The sequence below is a fragment of the Halobiforma nitratireducens JCM 10879 genome (assembly GCF_000337895.1).
GTDB lineage: Archaea > Halobacteriota > Halobacteria > Halobacteriales > Natrialbaceae > Natronobacterium > Natronobacterium nitratireducens.
In genome coordinates, this window is record NZ_AOMA01000063.1 from 81,545 (window position 1) to 97,162 (window position 15,618).

The following is a 15,618-nucleotide window of genomic DNA, read 5'->3' on the forward strand; positions in this document are numbered from 1 at the left end:
TCGGCCGCTTCACTCGCGACGGCAGCAGTCGTTGTAAGCGGAGTGACGACCGCAAAAGCCGACGACCCAACGGACCACGGCTCCCTGGGCGAGGGGCTCTCTCCCTCGGGTGGTCGGAGATACGTCGCAGTGGTCGACCGCATCGTCGACGGTCAACACGTCGTTCTCTTGCTCGAGGAAGACTGCGAACTCGTCGATCAACTCGTCGTTTCGGTCGACGAGTTCGAAACGGTCGAGGAGGGGGATATCATGGTCGTTCGCGTCGACGACGGCGAGTTGCTAGCTTACCGGATCGTGCCGGAACGTCCGTGCGGGGAGTGAGCGACCTCACGGAGAGTTGCTGGCAACTATTTACCACTGTTTGCCCAACACACCTCTGCGAAAACATCTTGTGTCTAATGGCGTATATTAATGAACGAATTTATATGCGATACGATCGATGGGGGATGCATGCGACTCGAGGACGAGACGGTTCTGATCACAGGTGCAGCGTCGGGGATCGGACGAGCGACCGCCCAACGGTGCGCGACCGAAGGCGCGCGGGTGGTCGTAACGGATATCGACGGCGACGGTGGACAGTCGCTGACCGACTCGATCGAGGCAGACGGCGGCGAGGCAGTGTTCTACGATCTCGATGTGACCGACAGCGACCAGTTTCACGCGGTCGTCGAGGAAGTCGCCGACAGCTACGGGCTGGACGTGCTGATCAACAACGCCGGTACCGGCCACCCCGGTGCCAGCCTCGAGGACATCGACGACTCGATCCGCGACTTCGTCATCGACGTGAACCTGAAGGGAGTCTGGAACGGCTGTCACGCTGCACTGCCCCGGATGAAAGAACAGGGACACGGCTCCATCGTCAACGTCGGCTCGCTGGCGAGCGTTCTGGGGCTGCCAAAGCAGTCGGCCTACTCGATGACCAAGGGCGCGGTGCTGAACCTGACCCGTGCGGTCGCCGCCGAGGCGGGTCCCTACGGCGTCCGGGCGAACACGGTCTGTCCGGGCTTTACCGACACCCAGTTGCTCGAGCAGTACCTCGCCCAGCGGGACGATCCCGAACAGGCTCGCGAGGAGATGGCCGAGGAGTACCCGCTGAAGCGACTCGCCGAACCCGAGGAGATCGCCGACGCGATCCTGTTTCTGGCCAGCGACGACGCGTCGTTCGTCAGCGGCCACGGGCTGGTCGTCGACGGCGGATTCTCGACGTGCTGACCGGGAACGGCTGTCCTGTGACTGTTCCTGCCGGCTACCGGCCAACCGATCACTCCTCGAGAAGCAGCCCGACGTTCGCCAGCTTGTCGCCCGCGATCACCGTCGCCTCGCGGGTAAGCGCGTACAACACCCCGTCGCGATCCGCGACGGCCTCCTGTAACGGTTCGTAGGTCGTCGGCTCGTACACCGTTCCGATCCGGTCGCCGTCCTCGACGCGATCACCGACTGCGAGTGACAGTTCCGGGCGGAACAGTCCCGAATGCTCGGCCGTAACCTGGCCCAGGTGGTTTCTCGCCACCGGTGGCGTTTCGTCGGGCGGGTCGCCCGGGAGCACGTCCACGTATCGGAGGACGTTCAACAGCCCCTCGACGCCCAACTCGACTGCGTCCTCGAGGATCTGTTTGTTGTGTGCGAGCTCGGGCGTGATCGATGGAATACCCTCTTCGGCAGCCCCAACGCGGAGCTTGCCGGCGAATCCGCGCTGGTGCCACTCCTCGGAGGCGTCGTCGTCGGCCTGCTCGGCCAGAAGGAGGTCGGTGCCGTACGCTTCGGCGAGCCCGCGGGATCGTTCGTCACCCTCGCGGAAGACGACGTGTGGAAGCATATCCGGGCTCCCGGTATGCAGGTCGACGATGGCGTCGGCCGTGCCCGCGTACTCCCAGAGGGTATCGGCCATGCGCTGGTGAAGACTCCCCTCCGGATCACCGGGCCAGACCCGGTTCATGTTCGGATTGACGCTGTCGAGCGCTTCCGGTGTCGTGTAGGAGACGCGATCGAACGTCAACGGATTCGCCACCGGAACCGCAACGACGGTCCCCGACAGCGACTCGAGCGACAGCCGATCGTGGAACCGACGCAGGACTTCCGTACCGTTTATTTCACGGCCGTGCTGGGCCGCCTGTACGTAGACCGTCGGGGCGTCATCGCCGTCGTCGCCACGGTACGTGTGTACGGTCGTCGTGAGTTCGACGCCAGAGGGGAGCCGCGCGAGGGTCACCGTCTCGGCCGTGTGGGTCCCGTCCATGCCCGTGGGTTTTCGCTCCGGCCGTTTGTACCTGCGGGGGAGTTTCGGTGCGTGTTCACGAGCGATTACTCGAGGGCGCACGGAGAGACCACCACGGTTTTGACCCCTGCTGTCGTCGGCGAGCATATGGGAGACCTTACTGCAACCCTGCACACGAGCGAGGGTGACATCGATGTCGAACTCTACGACGAGCGTGCCCCCCGAACCGTCGAGAACTTCGTCGGTCTCGCGACCGGCGAGAAGACCTGGACCGATCCCGAGACGAGCAACGAGGTCGACGGTGAACCGCTGTACGACGACGTGCTCTTCCACCGCGTCATCGAGGACTTTATGATCCAGACCGGCGATCCGACCGGCACCGGTCGCGGCGGTCCCGGCTACCAGTTCGACGACGAGTTCCACGACGAACTCCGTCACGACGACGAAGGCATCCTGAGTATGGCCAACTCCGGACCCGACACCAACGGCTCGCAGTTTTTCATCACGCTCGGCGCTCAACCACACCTCGACGACCGCCACGCCGTCTTCGGCAAGGTGACCGACGGGATGGACGTCGTCCGCGAGATCGGTACTGTCTCCACGGACGGAAACGACCGTCCGCGTGACGACGTGCTGCTCGAGTCCGTGACCATCCACGACGAGTAGCGTCGCCTCGTGTCGGCCGGAGTCGATGCGGAACCGTCGTCACCGTAGCAAAATTTCGGTCGGTTCTTCGTGGGTGTCGGGCTCCTCCGCTGCCGAATCGAATTCCAGCCGTCAGCACCGTTCTCAAATCTTCTCGATGCTGTCCTCGAGCAGCGACTCGAGGTTTCGAATTCGCTCTTTGAGGAATTCGACGTCCGGCTCCCGGCCGGTCTCGGAGTCGGATGTCGGGTCCGACTCGGGAGAACTCGCTTCCCGGTCGGCCTCCTCCGGCGACACGACCGCCTGCTCTAGAATGTCCTCGAAGGCCTCGTCGACCTCCTGTAACTCGATGGCCATCTGTATCCCGTCGCGAACGAATTCGCTGCGGGTTTGACCCTGTTGTTCGGCCGCGGAGTCCGCACTTTCGATCAACGCTCGAGGGACCCGAACCGTCACTTTGCGCGTCTCCTGGAGGTCGTAATCCGTCGCGTGAGAATCGAGGTATCGAGAGCCGCCCAACATCGCGGCGACCTGATAGTGGGTCGAACACAGGACGATCGTCCCGTCGTCTTCGTCGACCGACGAGCCGAGGGTGTACTCTCGAAGGGACTCCCCGGAGCCACACACTTCGCACCCGCCTTGCGGACCCGCCGGCTGCTCCCCGTCGGGATACTCGATGTACGCGTCCGGTTCCGATTGTTGGGGTTCGGGGTCGGATTCTGGTTCGGATTCTGGTTCGGGTTCGGGTGCCATGATCGATCGTCTCAGTCCGTGCTGTCGTCTCCTTTCTCCACCATCATAATAGTAGGTTCTCTGGAATTTTCGGCGGGTGGTTCCGAGAGTGGAACCGGTTAGATGGGACAGCCCGCCGGCTGTGGTCGCTCTCCGTGGACCGATCGGCGTGCGCTCCGCTCTGCCGTGACCGGTTGGACCTGCTGAGTTCTCTGGGGAGTGATACTACTGGCCAACAATCAGTACACACTCGATCCCGTCTCGAGTACGATCGGTCTCTGCAGTGTTTGCCCGGCAGTGTGAACGAATCTGGTCTCGAAGGGAGCCTCGCGGCCGCGTATCGGCTCACGGATCAGTCGGATCACATCGGTGCGACCGAGCGGAAATCGGGGGACAGCCGTCGACCGACACCGAAACGCACATCCCCAACCGGACACAACTGGCGTCTGCCTTCTGTGCGAGGGTAGCCAAGCAGGCCAACGGCGGTGGGCTTAAGACCCGCTCCCGTAGGGGTCCGAGGGTTCAAATCCCTTCCCTCGCATCCTGTCACGAGCAGTTCTGAGCGACGAGTGGGGAGTGCGAACTGTGAACTGTGGCTGTGGATTGACGACTGCGATCGACGACCCCGCGCCACCTAACGACCACCACGGAACGTGTAAGTGCCAACGACTGTCAGAACAGTTGGTTTGTTCCTCGAGACCGTCAGTACGGACGACCACCATGGATCGTCGGGAGGCGTTTCACGTCCTCGCCAGCGTCGATCACCGGCTCGTCCACCACGAACTGCTGGAACGGGACGGGACGACTGCGATCGACGCCCTCTCGTACGGGTTCTGTAACGATTTACCGGTGTGACTGCTTCCGGGTCGCGGTTGCACTGGAAATGACTTACAGTGAACCGTATCACGCCAGGTGGCCGCTCGTCGACACCAGCTCCCGCCGTCGAAGGGTAGCAAGACGCCGGCTCTCGATACGTTCCTCTACAGGCTGAACAGGCCGAGTGCCTCGGGGTCGTACGGAAATCAAAGATTTCCGTGATGACGAGACGCCGTTGGCGTCTCGAACCACGTGACGCCGAGGCTGTTCACTCGAGAGGCAACTGATCGATGTCGACTGGGAGGAGGACGGTTTCGCTCGACGACGAGGAAACCGTCACCGAAGTCCTCGCGGCTGCGGATACACTGGAAAACTGGCCGTCGCTCGATCCGTTAGACTGCCCCTAGCGGAGCGCGCTTTTCCGCTTCCGATCGGTGGGGCTGCCTCGAGACGCTACGAGTGGCGGTTCACGGTCTACGGTTTGTCATTTGGGGTAGGTGTCTCCGTTCGACCGGGAGCGTCCCCTCCGAAACAGTGAGTTACTGTGGAAGTTGTGCGTTCGGCATCACGAACCCAGCGCCGAGATAGACGACGACTCCCGCCAGGAGTGCAGCCGGGAGGCCGACGAGGAGTTCCAACTCGGCGAACCCGGTCGCGAGCAGCACCATACCCGCAGCGGAGAACCCGAATCCGCCAGCGAGCCGGTGGAACTCTCGGAGCGGTGTGCCGTCGGTAGCAGGGGCTAACTCGGAAAATTCACCGTCCTCGTCGACAGCCATGAAAAGCGGGAGAAACAGGAAGACGCCGATACCGACCAGGAGGCCGGAAATACCGCCGGTCGCCACGTCCTCGAGTGCGATGTAGCCGACGGCGGCGAAGACGACCACGTCCATCATGCCCGCAACCAGTCCGATTCGCGTCGGCGTTATCGGTCCTTCCTCGAACGCTGCCGCGTCCTGTTTCCGTGTTTCTGCCATACCACACGCCTAGCGAACCGAACTATTATAATACCCACTATTCCAGGATGAAAGCAGATCGGCCGAAGCTACCCGTCCGGACGGGAGAGATACTTCGGGGGTACCCGATCGGTCGTGTACGTCTCCCGCCCTCGCTTCGCGATTCGACGACCGTCCACGAGCATCGATCCGGCGTCGACGACGAGAACGACAGGATCGCTCGTGTGACGCTGTCCGACTCGCCGTGCAGCCTCGAGGCTTCCCGAGAGGTGGACCTGTTGGCGCGACATCGGCCGCAAGCCGTCCTCGCGAATGGACGGCAGGGTTTCGGGAGCGGTCCCGTGGTAGAGTTCGTCCGGGACTGGCGCGTCGGTCGGTTCGAGGTCGACGTCGACGGAGTGGCCGTAGGACGCACGGACCCGTCGTCTCGCCTCGTCGTCCGTGCGTTCGAACCGGCCGTTCGGATCGGCCGCGATCACGGCGTCGACGGCCTCCTCGTCGGCCCAGTCGTACGTGCGTTCGACCGCCACCAGAAGATCGCCATACTCCGCCCAGCCACGGTCGTCCAACTCGAGGTCGACGTCGTCGGGAAAGTGTCGCAACGCACCGCTGAGGAACGTCGAGAGTCGTCGTCGCCGATCGGTCTCCAGGAGCAACGCGCCGGTCTCGCCACAGACGGGGCAGTCCTCACTGCGTGTCGCAAACGGCCCGTGTTCCTCGCAGGTTCGAAGCGGTGCGGTCACGGTCGCGACTGGGTGTTCGAGCGGCAAAGATCCCTCGCTCGTCGCTGCTACTCCCCGTCTCCCGTCCGGAAGGAGAGGTCAAGCGACGGCGCGGAGTGTGTCAGCGATCCCATCGAGATCACGTCGACGCCCGTCGCGGCGTAATCGGCGACGGTCTCGAGGGTGATTCCGCCGCTTGCCTCCGCCAGTACGCCGTCGTAGTCGGCGAGTTCGTCGACGGCGGCCCGGGTCTCTGCGGGCGTCATGTTGTCCAGCAAGACGACGTCGGCACCGGCCTCGGCCGCACGCGGTGCGTCGGCCACGCGCTCGACTTCGACGTCGAGTTTCGTCGCGAACGATGTCCGATCCTGGAACTGCTCGATCGCACCCTCGAGGCCCAGCTCGGCGACGTGGTTGTCCTTGACCATCACCATATGGGAGAGGTCGAGCCGGTGGGTGTCGCCGCCGCCGGCGACGACGGCTCGCTTCTCGAGTCCGCGGAGACCGGGGGTGGTCTTGCGGGTCGCGGCAATGTACACGTCGTCGGATTCGGTTCGAGCGCGTCGTGTGGCCTCGCTCGTTCGGCTGGCGATTCCCGAGGCGTGGCCCGCGAGGTTCACCGCGACGCGTTCGCCACGGAGGACCTCGCGAGCCGGCCCCTCGACGCGAAAGACGACCTCACCGGGGTCGATGGCCGTCCCGTTTTCGAGTCGCTCGGTCACGTCAACGTCGAGATAGTCGAAGACGGCCGCCGCGGCCTCGAGACCGGCGACGACGCCCGCTTCTTTCGCGACGAGTCGGCCGGTCGTCTCGCCGGGAACGTCGTTGGTCACGTCGTGGTGGCCGAGGTCTTCGCGGAGCCAGCGTTCGACCTGCGTATCGGAGATCATCGTCAGTCGTCCGCGGTTTCTCCCGTCGGTTGCGTCTCCTCGACGTAGTGACAGCCGACCGACTCCTCGTTCTCGCTTGCCGCTCGAGCGATCAGCAACGCCACGACGGTCGCGTTGCGCAGTTCGTAGAGGTCCCGGGCCGTTCGCGTCCGGACGTAGGCGTCGACCTCGCCTTTGAGCCGCCGGAGAACGGCGCTTGCACGGGCGATCTCGTCGGGGGTACGCTCGAGGCCGAGGTACTCGTCCATCGTTTGCCGAAGTCGGGTGAACTTCTCGGCGGCGAACCGGTCGGGAAGATCGGGGTCGCTGTTACGGAGGTCGGGGGCCTCGACGACGGTCGGCTCGTGGTCACTGGCGGCGGCGTCCTCGCCCGCTCGAAGGCCCCAGACCAGCCCCTCGAGCAGGCTGGTACTCGCCAGCCGGTTCGCGCCGTGGACGCCCGTGCGAGCACATTCGCCGACGGCGTACAGCCTCTCGAGACTGGCGCGGCCGCGGTCGTCGACGTCGACGCCGCCACAGAGAAAGTGTTCGCAGGGCGCGACCGGAATCGCGTCCCCGTCGATCCCGCGGTCGCGACACTTCTCGGCGATGCCGGGGAACTCGTCCTCGAACTCACCCTCGAGAGGACTCACGTCTAAGACGACTCCACCGGTTTCCTCGCGTTCGGCGTCGACTGCACGGGCGACCACGTCTCGCGGAGCGAGTTCGGCGTCGGGGTGGTAGTCGTCCATGAAGCGGTCGCCGTTCGCGTTCCGGAGGACTGCGCCCTCGCCGCGTAGGGCTTCCGAAAGCAAGAACGGGTCGTCACCAGCGTAGGCCGTCGGATGGAACTGTACGTACTCGAGGTCCGCGACGTCTGCACCAGCCAGCGCGGCCATCGCGATCCCGTCGCCGGTCGCGTCGTCGGGGTTGGTCGACCGTTCGTAGAGCGCCCCGATGCCGCCGGTGGCGAGGACGGTCGCGCCGGCGTAGATCGGTTTGCCCGTCGTTTCTTCGTCCGTGAGGATGCCACGGACTCGACCCTCGTCGGTGAGCAACTCGAGCGCGGCAGTGTCCTGGCGGACCTCGATCCGTTCGTGGTCGTCGACGTAGTTCAGGAACGGCCGCAGGATGTGTGTTCCCGTCGCGGCGTCGACGTGGAGGATGCGACGCTTCGAGTGGGCGGCCTCGCGAGTGTAGTCGAACTCGCCGCCGTCGGTCTCGTCGAAGGGAATCTCGAGGGTCTCGACGAGGACGTCCTCGACCGCGTCGTCGGCGTGTTCGACGAGTGTCTCGACGGCTTCGCGGTCGGCGGTGCCGTCGCTGGCCTCGAGGATGTCTTCCTCGAGGCTCTCCGGATCGTCGCGGGTCGTCGAGATGCCGCCCTGTGCCCAGTCGGTGCTCGCGCCGTCCGGCCGTGCTGCTTTGGTAACGAGTAGTACCTCGCTGCCTTCGCGTGCGGCGGCCAGCGCGGCCGCACAGCCGGCGATACCGCTGCCGACGACGAGAACGTCCGTCGTGTCGTGTTCGGTAGTCGTAGTCATCGTCACAGTTAGATATCGAGCATGCGGTCGAGTGCGACTTCCGCGAGTTCTTTCTCTTCGGGCGCGACTTCGATCACGTTGCGTTCTCGGCCCTCGACGAGCTCCTCGAGTACCCACGTGAGGTAGTTCGGATCGATCTGTCGCATGGCGTTACAGTCCATGCAGGCGTCGCCACACAGCGGCAGGACATCGACCTCGGGATGCCAGCGCTGGAGGTGGTTCGTGAGGTGGATCTCGGTGCCGATCGCCCACGTCTCGCCGGGGTCGGCGTTTGCGACGGTCTCACAGATGGTGCTCGTCGAGCCGACGACGTCTGCGGCCTCGACGACCTCGCGGCGACACTCGGGGTGGACGACGACCTGTGCGTCGGGGTGGTCTGCCCGGATCTCCTCGATGTGTGTTTCGCGGAACCGTTCGTGGACCTGACAGTAGCCGTCCCACAGAATGATGTCACTCTCGGCGACCTCCTCGGCGTCCTTGCCGTCGGGGTCCCAGGGGTCCCACTTGGCGATCTCGTCTTCCATCCCCAACCGGTATGCCGTGTTCTCCCCGAGGTGTTTGTCCGGCAGGAAAAGCACCTTGTCGCCACGTTCGAAGGCGTACTCGAACGCGCGGTGAGCGTTCGAGGACGTACAGACGAGTCCCCCGTGGCTCGCACAGAAGGCTTTCAGGTCGGCATAGGAGTTCATGTACGTGATCGGGACGATGTCCTCGTCGGGCGCGGCCGCAGTGATCTCGGCCCACGCGCTGTCGACCTGTAACGCTTCGGCCATCCCGGCCATCGGACAGGAGGCCTCCATTGACGGGAGGATCACCGTCTGGTCGTCGTCGGTGATGATGTCCGCGCTCTCGGCCATGAACGTCACGCCGCCGAAGACGACGTACTCGGCGTCGGCCTCGGCCGCCTCCTTCGAGAGCTGGTAGGAGTCGCCGATGAAATCGGCGTGTTCGACGATCTCCCGTCGCTGGTAGTTGTGCCCGAGGACGACGACGTCGTCGCCGAGCTCCTCGAGTGCCGCTTCGATGCGTTCGGTCCGTTCGTCCTCCTCGAGGTCCCGGTAGTGGGGCGGCAACTGCTCGAGGTTGTCGTATTTGAACAGACTCAGATCAGTGTCGAGCTCCGCGGTTTCCATCGTTACCATTTCACGGCACCTGTGGTTGCTCAGGGATCATACCCGAGTATTGAATAACTTTTTCCTTCGATACTGGCTACCGGGGAGATACCACCCGCTGATACGCCAGGCGAAAATAAATCGTTCGTAATTCGTCTTCGCTGTCCAGTCGAACACCGTGACCGTCGCTGTCTCGTGAATTGGACCCTTTTCGCTCCACCCCGTAGGAGGCCTATGGCACTCGAGGACGCCTTCGCCGGGTTCACCCGTCGCGACTGGGAACGCGACTCGCCGGACGGTATCGTCCGGCTCGCGATCGTCGGGATCGGTGGGTTCGCCCGCAACCGTGCGTTGCCGGCCGTCGCCGAGGGGCAGTACTGTACCACGACGACGCTGGTAACCGGCTCGCCGGATCGCGCGCGGTCGCTCGCCGAGACCTACGACGTCGAGCACGTCGTCGGCTACGACCGGTTCCGCGAGGGAGAACACGCCGACGCCTACGACGCGGCGTACGTCGCGACGCCGAACGCGACCCACGGCGAGTACGCGATCGCCGCGGCCGAGCACGGGAAACACGTCATCTGCGAGAAGCCCCTGGAGACGACGGTCGAGCGCGCTCGAGATGTCGTCGACGCTTGCGAGGACGCCGACGTAATTCTGATGACGGCTTACCGCCTGCAGACCGAACCCGCGGTTCGCCGGAGCCGCGAACTCGTCCGTGACGGTGTGATCGGAACGGTGGTCCAGGTACACGGGGCGTTCTCGCACCCGCTACTGGACCACGCCGGTCCAGACACCTGGCGGCTCGACCCCGAACTCGCCGGCGGCGGGGCCCTCGTCGATCTCGGCGTCTACCCGCTCAACACGATCCGATATCTGCTCGGGTGTGATCCGACCGGTGTCTACGCGTCGACACACTCCTCGGGCGGCCCGTTCGCCACAGTCGACGAACACGTCGCCTTCCAGCTCGAGTTCCCGACCGACGCGACGGCCTCGTGTACGGCCAGCTTCGACGCCCACGCGAGCAGCCAGCTCGAACTGGTCGGTACCGACGGGAAGGTCGCGATCTCGTCGCCGTTCGGCGGTGTCGTTCCCCAGGAGATGGTCGTCGAGAGCGGCGACGTGCGCTCGGAGTACACCGGGCCGCCGACCGACGAGGTCCGCGAGCAGTTCGATTACTTCGGCTACTGCGTTCTGACGGGGACGGAACCGGGGCCCGACGGCGAGGACGGGGTCGCCGACCTCGAGGCGATCGAGGCTGCCTACGAGTCGGCCGAGACGGCGCGTCGCGTCTCGATTGGGGAGCGTGACCGCGATTTCGACGGCGAGCCCTCGGTGTAACGGACGCCACACGCGGCACACACGTCACGCGTCGTCTCCGTCCTCGCTCAACGCGTCGTGGGCCTCGACGGCTCCTCGCAGTAGTCACAATACGGAGAGTCGACGGTCGTCCGAGCCCCGCATACCGAACAGTTCGTCTTCGACTCCCCGGAACTCGACGCGGGTCTCGAGAAAAGCGCCTGGAAGATGCCCCAGTTAAACACGGACAGGACCACGACGATCACGAGAATCGCAAGCAGGAAGACGGCCCACTCCCGGACGGCGTCTCCCGCCACCGACAGAACGCCATCGCTGTATCCTCGCCCGAGAACGTGGTCGCTTTCTCTCAGTGCCGTATTGTGTTTTCCGACTCGAGGACTCGTCGCTCGTTTCGAACCCAGTCAGGGGACTGTTCACTGTGCGATCCCCGGAGCTGTGCCCAGAACCCGACAAAAACGATGGAATGTGCCCGAAGGGGGCCACGCGAAACGGTGGCTCGAGTCCCCGGTTCTCGCTGCGTGCCGTTCACTGGGGATGCGTGACCCGCGTCGTCGCGCTCGGTTCGCACGCGATGCGCTGCCCGGACGCCGGACTTGCTATCGTCCGCCGACGTGTTCCACTACCGACGCCCACAGGCATAAATCATGTGCCTAGATACCATTGTACAATCAGAGTGGGACGACTCACAGTCGATCAGTATTCCGTCCCGGTTTCTCCCTCGAGCCCCTCGTAGTGTTCGTCGACGACCTCGAGGACGGCCAGCAGGGCACCGACGACGACGGGGCCGAAGAACAGCCCCATGATGCCGAACGCGTAGATTCCGCCGAGGACGCCGAGGATGATGACGGCCGGACTGATCTCGGCGTAGCGGTCGACGACGATCGGTCGCAGATAGTCGTCCGCGATGCCGACCACGATGGCACTGTAGACGGCGAGCCCGACGGCGAGGAGCGGCTCGCCAGTGACAGCGAGATAGATCGAAGCGGGGAGCCAGACCAGCGGTGCACCGATCAACGGCACGAGCGAGAGGATGACCATCACGAACGTCCAGAACGCGGCGTTGGGGATTCCGGTCGCGAACAGTCCCAGCCCCGCGATCACGCCCTCGATGATCGCGATCAACACGTGGCCCGCGAGGACGGCCCAGGTGACCTCCTCGAGTTCGTCGTAGAGGTCGTCCTGTACGTCGTCGGGGAGAGGCGTTATCTGGCGGACCCAGCCGAGCAGCCGATCGCCGTCCTTGAGCAGGTAGTACAGCAGGAACAGCGCCAGTCCGATTCCGATCAGAGTGTGTGTGAAGACGCCGAACCAGGCCGCCGTCTGTTCGACGAGTGCCGTCCCGACCTGCTCGGCGGAGTCGGCCAGCGTCCCGACGATGTCGACCTCGACGCCGACCTCCTCCTCGATTCGGTCTTCGACCTCGGCGACGCCGATAGCTTCGGGGTCGACCTCCTGTAAAATGGTGGCCGCATCGTCGGCCACGACGACCGCGACGAGGAGAAAGGGAACGATAAACGCCACGAGCGCGAACGCCACGAGCGCGAACGCCGCAATCGTCGGCGAGGTCCGGTCCTCGAGGCGTCGTTGTACCGGGGACAGCAGGAACGCGACCAGCACGGCAGCGAGGACGTACTGGAGAAACGGCGTTACGAGCTGCCAGGTGAGGTACGCGAAGATCAGCGTCAGCGCGAGGAGATAGCCCCTGCTGAGGTTCACGATCACCGTGACCACGTTCGCTCCGATAAAACCGCCCCAGACGTGTTCGTCGGACGGACTGTCGTATTCAGCCGTCACACGGCTTCAAGGGTGTGGTGCGCTTATGTACGAACGGATGCCCACCCAGCTCGACCCCCTCTCGCTGGCGGGCGATTTGCTCTACGCCGTCAAGACGGCAGGCGAACCCGGCGTCGAGAGCCGGAGTACGGCAAGTGCCGATGGGGCTCCCGGGTCCGGCACTGGCTCCGGAACCGGGTCCGATCTCGGCGGCGACGACGCGGATCGCCTCCGTGAGCGGCTGGCGACACTCGAGCGGTCCCGGCTGTCACGGGCGCTCTCGACCCGCGAGCGGACACTCTCTTTCTGGCTCAACTGCTACAACGCCTACGCCCAGCTTCGTCTCGAGGAAGAACCCGACGTCCTCGAGGGCGGCGTCCTCGAGCGATGGAAGTTCTTCGGCCGGGATCGGGTCCCGGTCGCCGGCTGCTGGCTGAGTCTCACCGACATCGAGCACGGGCTCTTGCGAAGCTCGAAACACCCCTGGGGCTTCGGTTACCTCCCGCGGCCGTTCCCTTCTACGTTCGAGCGGGAGTTTCGCCTCGAGCAGTGTGACCCACGGATTCACTTCGCACTGTGTCGCGGTGCCGAGAACAGCCCCCCGATCGCGATCTATTCCCCCGACGACGTCGACGAGGAGCTAGACATCGCCATCGAGTGGTTTCTGGAGGAGAACGCCGACTACGACCCGGAAGCGAACGTCGCGACGATCCCGCGGTTTTTCCGGCGGTATCGCGGCGACTTCGGCGGAAGGCGAGGGATCGTGGACTTCCTCCGGAAGTACAACGCGATCCCGGGCGACGCGGCCCCGGCGCTCGAGTACGAGGCGTCGGCGAACGCACCCGACTTCGACGGCGACCTGGATCTCGAGATGGACGAGTTGCGGCGGTAGGTGGGGAGTTCGTCGCAGTCGATTCCCGTCCCCCGTGTCACCCAGTTCTGTCCTCGTCACCGTCCCCACCCTCGCCGTCGTGTTTCCCGTTGTCATCGTCCCGTCTCCCGTCGCCGTCGTCTCGCTTCCTGTCGCTGCCGGCCCGCATGACGGCGGCCGTCGACGCCGTCCGAATCACGCTCCGGACGGCTCGCTCCGCGTTGCTCCGTGAGGCGTATCCCTCGCCGCTGTCCGCGACGATATTCCCGTTCCAGTGGACCAGTCGCCAGCGCCACTCGCCGGCCTGATCCTGGTACACCTCGAACCGGCTTCGACGCCTGCCGGGTTCGGTCCGGTCACACGAGGTCTCACCGGCGGTGCGGGCGGTCCGTTCGGTTCGATCAGCCCCGCCGGCCGCTCCAGGGGTCCAGCCACTCGAGTCGCGATCCCTGACGACACCTTCGGGCGGCATCGTCGCCATGGCTGAGTCGGCGGGGGCCTCGTTCTCGTCTTCGGCTTCATCCTCGTCCTCGCCTTCGCCCTCTCCCTCACCCTCGTCGTCATCACCCTTGCGCTTCCCTTCTCTCCCGTCATCCAACTGCCTCACAGCCGTGAGAACGCCGTCAATGCCGGTGTCGGCGTCGACATCCGTGCGGACGCTCGATCCATCCGGATCGTCCCACTCGAGGGAGAGTACGAGCCTGCCGGTCGACGGCACGTTCTCCGGATCGGTCCCATCGCGTCGCCCGTCCACGCCGGCCTCGACGCCGAGGGTTACCTGTCGGCCGACCGTCGCACTGACGGCCCCGTCATCACCGACGATCCGAACCGGGACGCCGTCCTCAAGCCGGTCGGCCAGCGACCGGAGAGCACGTGCGACGTTCTCGCGGGCGACCGTGTCTTCGACCGTGTGCCCGCCGCCACTAGAATGGTTCTTGTTCACAGTAATCGGTGAGTCGTACGACGGCTGGGACGTAGTGGTTAGGGGAGGACGGAAGCCGGGAGCCGGAGCGCTTTTGTCGCCGCGCTGTCTTCGCTCGCCCGTGACTTCCCGCGAGTGGCGCGGCGACCGAGACGCCGTATTCGATCGAGACGACCGCACCTGCAGACGCTGCGGGACGACCGACAGCGACGCCGACGGGCCGGGGCTCCGGCTCTACCCCGTCGGTGACGTTCCCCTCGAGGGGACGGTACACGAGAGCGCACTCGTCACCGTTTGCGACGCCTGTTTCGCGTCGCTGGGACGGACGCCGACCGCCGATTCGGTCCGACTCGAGGCTGCGGAACTCTTCGATCTCGTCCGTGAGATGACTCAGCGCCAGGGTGTGACGGTGTCTGCCGCCGCGTCCTTCGCGTCGCTTGCAACCTCGTTACCGGGAGAGATCGACGACGACCCCGAGACCGAGTCGAACGCCGAAACGGAAGCCGAGTACGTCCAGGCCCGACGTGAGGTCCTGCTGGCGATCGATTCCGTCCCCTCGCGACTCGAGCGACTCTCGGCCGTCGAAACCGACCACCTCGAGGACGCCACAGCCGACGGTGAACTCGCACAGGCTCTCGAGGCGCTCACCGACGCCGCAATGGGCTTGCAGTCGGAACTGCAGGAACTGGTCGCGCTCGCCGAATCGGTCGCTGCGGGGCTGGATCGCTGCCAGGGCTGTCTCGAGCCGCTGGACATCGACGGAAACGAGGACGGCCGTTGCCCGACCTGCGGTCTCGAACACCGTGACGTGGACCGCTGGCGGGGGCGTGAAGCCGACGAAACGGATCGGCGCGACGAACTCCTCTTCCAGCGTCTCTACGAGGAGATCAATGCTACCCTTCAGGACGCCTCCGACACCACCGAGGAGTTGACTGAGGGCGCAGCCGGGGTCGCCGAACTGCTCGGTGGGACGGTGCCCGATAGCCGAGAGGGTCCCGACGAGGACGACACCGGTCGCGCCTGATAGTGTCTAGGGAAGTGCTTTACCTGTAGAGACGCTGGAAGTGGTAATGGGACGGCTCGATGACATCACACTCGAGGAACTCTACNTAGTGTCTAGG

The 15,618-nt window shown here is 64.9% G+C and carries 16 protein-coding genes and 1 tRNA gene; 8 read left to right on the forward strand and 9 right to left on the reverse strand.

Annotated features, from left to right (window positions below):
• Positions 1-129 precede the first annotated feature (129 nt).
• Entirely contained in the window at positions 130-321 is a 192-nt protein-coding gene (locus C446_RS05030) for a hypothetical protein (RefSeq protein ID WP_239639459.1), read from the forward strand.
• 129 nt (positions 322-450) lie between these two features.
• Positions 451-1,212 (forward strand): SDR family NAD(P)-dependent oxidoreductase, encoded by a 762-nt coding sequence (locus C446_RS05035; RefSeq protein WP_006671990.1) that lies wholly within the window; start codon positions 451-453, stop codon positions 1,210-1,212.
• Between the two features lie 49 nt (positions 1,213-1,261).
• Here the strand turns inward: C446_RS05035 and C446_RS05040 are convergent, their stop codons facing one another.
• On the reverse strand, positions 1,262-2,236 hold the full coding sequence (locus tag C446_RS05040) for a succinylglutamate desuccinylase/aspartoacylase family protein (RefSeq protein ID WP_006671991.1): 975 nt from the start codon (positions 2,234-2,236) through the stop codon (positions 1,262-1,264).
• Positions 2,237-2,362: 126 nt separating this feature from the next.
• On the opposite strand from C446_RS05040, the gene C446_RS05045 reads away from it, so the two are divergent.
• A complete protein-coding gene (locus tag C446_RS05045; RefSeq protein WP_006671992.1) occupies positions 2,363-2,881 on the forward strand; it encodes a peptidylprolyl isomerase in 519 nt (172 codons plus the stop codon).
• 123 nt (positions 2,882-3,004) lie between these two features.
• Here C446_RS05045 and C446_RS19845 read toward each other — a convergent pair whose 3' ends face one another.
• Positions 3,005-3,613, reverse strand: coding sequence for a ribbon-helix-helix domain-containing protein (locus C446_RS19845; protein WP_006671993.1), 609 nt, complete (start codon positions 3,611-3,613; stop codon positions 3,005-3,007).
• 436 nt (positions 3,614-4,049) lie between these two features.
• Here C446_RS19845 and C446_RS05055 point away from each other — a divergent pair.
• Both C446_RS05055 and C446_RS20215 read left to right on the forward strand, forming a co-directional pair.
• A tRNA-Leu gene (locus C446_RS05055) sits at positions 4,050-4,133 on the forward strand.
• Between the two features lie 179 nt (positions 4,134-4,312).
• A complete protein-coding gene (locus C446_RS20215; RefSeq protein ID WP_275039901.1) occupies positions 4,313-4,447 on the forward strand; it encodes a hypothetical protein in 135 nt (44 codons plus the stop codon).
• Between the two features lie 500 nt (positions 4,448-4,947).
• Here C446_RS20215 and C446_RS05060 read toward each other — a convergent pair whose 3' ends face one another.
• The 5 genes from C446_RS05060 to nadA form a co-directional block, all read right to left on the reverse strand.
• Positions 4,948-5,385, reverse strand: a complete 438-nt coding sequence (locus C446_RS05060; RefSeq protein WP_006671994.1) for a hypothetical protein — start codon at positions 5,383-5,385, stop codon at positions 4,948-4,950.
• Between the two features lie 68 nt (positions 5,386-5,453).
• The gene (locus C446_RS05065) at positions 5,454-6,107 is read right to left on the reverse strand and encodes an RNA 2'-phosphotransferase (protein WP_049920052.1); all 654 of its coding nucleotides are present in this window, start codon (positions 6,105-6,107) and stop codon (positions 5,454-5,456) included.
• 47 nt (positions 6,108-6,154) lie between these two features.
• The gene (gene nadC / locus C446_RS05070) at positions 6,155-6,976 is read right to left on the reverse strand and encodes a carboxylating nicotinate-nucleotide diphosphorylase (RefSeq protein WP_006671996.1); all 822 of its coding nucleotides are present in this window, start codon (positions 6,974-6,976) and stop codon (positions 6,155-6,157) included.
• 2 nt (positions 6,977-6,978) lie between these two features.
• Positions 6,979-8,499 (reverse strand): L-aspartate oxidase, encoded by a 1,521-nt coding sequence (locus C446_RS05075; RefSeq protein ID WP_006671997.1) that lies wholly within the window; start codon positions 8,497-8,499, stop codon positions 6,979-6,981.
• A gap of 8 nt (positions 8,500-8,507) precedes the next feature.
• Positions 8,508-9,641: a quinolinate synthase NadA gene (gene nadA, locus C446_RS05080; protein ID WP_006671998.1), complete on the reverse strand. Its 1,134-nt coding sequence runs from the start codon at positions 9,639-9,641 to the stop codon at positions 8,508-8,510.
• A 204-nt stretch (positions 9,642-9,845) separates the two neighbouring features.
• Between nadA and gfo6 the strand changes: the two genes are divergently transcribed.
• On the forward strand, positions 9,846-10,952 hold the full coding sequence (gene gfo6 / locus C446_RS05085) for a D-xylose 1-dehydrogenase Gfo6 (protein ID WP_006671999.1): 1,107 nt from the start codon (positions 9,846-9,848) through the stop codon (positions 10,950-10,952).
• Between the two features lie 672 nt (positions 10,953-11,624).
• On the opposite strand, the gene C446_RS05095 is transcribed toward gfo6, so the two are convergent.
• On the reverse strand, positions 11,625-12,647 hold the full coding sequence (locus C446_RS05095; protein WP_049920053.1) for an AI-2E family transporter: 1,023 nt from the start codon (positions 12,645-12,647) through the stop codon (positions 11,625-11,627).
• A 115-nt stretch (positions 12,648-12,762) separates the two neighbouring features.
• Here C446_RS05095 and C446_RS05100 point away from each other — a divergent pair, with 115 nt between their 5' ends.
• On the forward strand, positions 12,763-13,596 hold the full coding sequence (locus tag C446_RS05100; RefSeq protein WP_049920054.1) for a DUF547 domain-containing protein: 834 nt from the start codon (positions 12,763-12,765) through the stop codon (positions 13,594-13,596).
• 37 nt (positions 13,597-13,633) lie between these two features.
• Here the strand turns inward: C446_RS05100 and C446_RS19610 are convergent, their stop codons facing one another.
• Positions 13,634-14,518 carry an amphi-Trp domain-containing protein gene (locus C446_RS19610; protein ID WP_006672003.1) on the reverse strand — a complete coding sequence of 295 codons (885 nt, stop codon included), beginning with the start codon at positions 14,516-14,518 and terminating at the stop codon, positions 13,634-13,636.
• Positions 14,519-14,618: 100 nt separating this feature from the next.
• Between C446_RS19610 and C446_RS05110 the strand changes: the two genes are divergently transcribed.
• Complete coding sequence (locus C446_RS05110) at positions 14,619-15,521, forward strand: HNH endonuclease (RefSeq protein WP_006672004.1); 903 nt, start codon at positions 14,619-14,621, stop codon at positions 15,519-15,521.
• Positions 15,522-15,618: the final 97 nt, after the last annotated feature.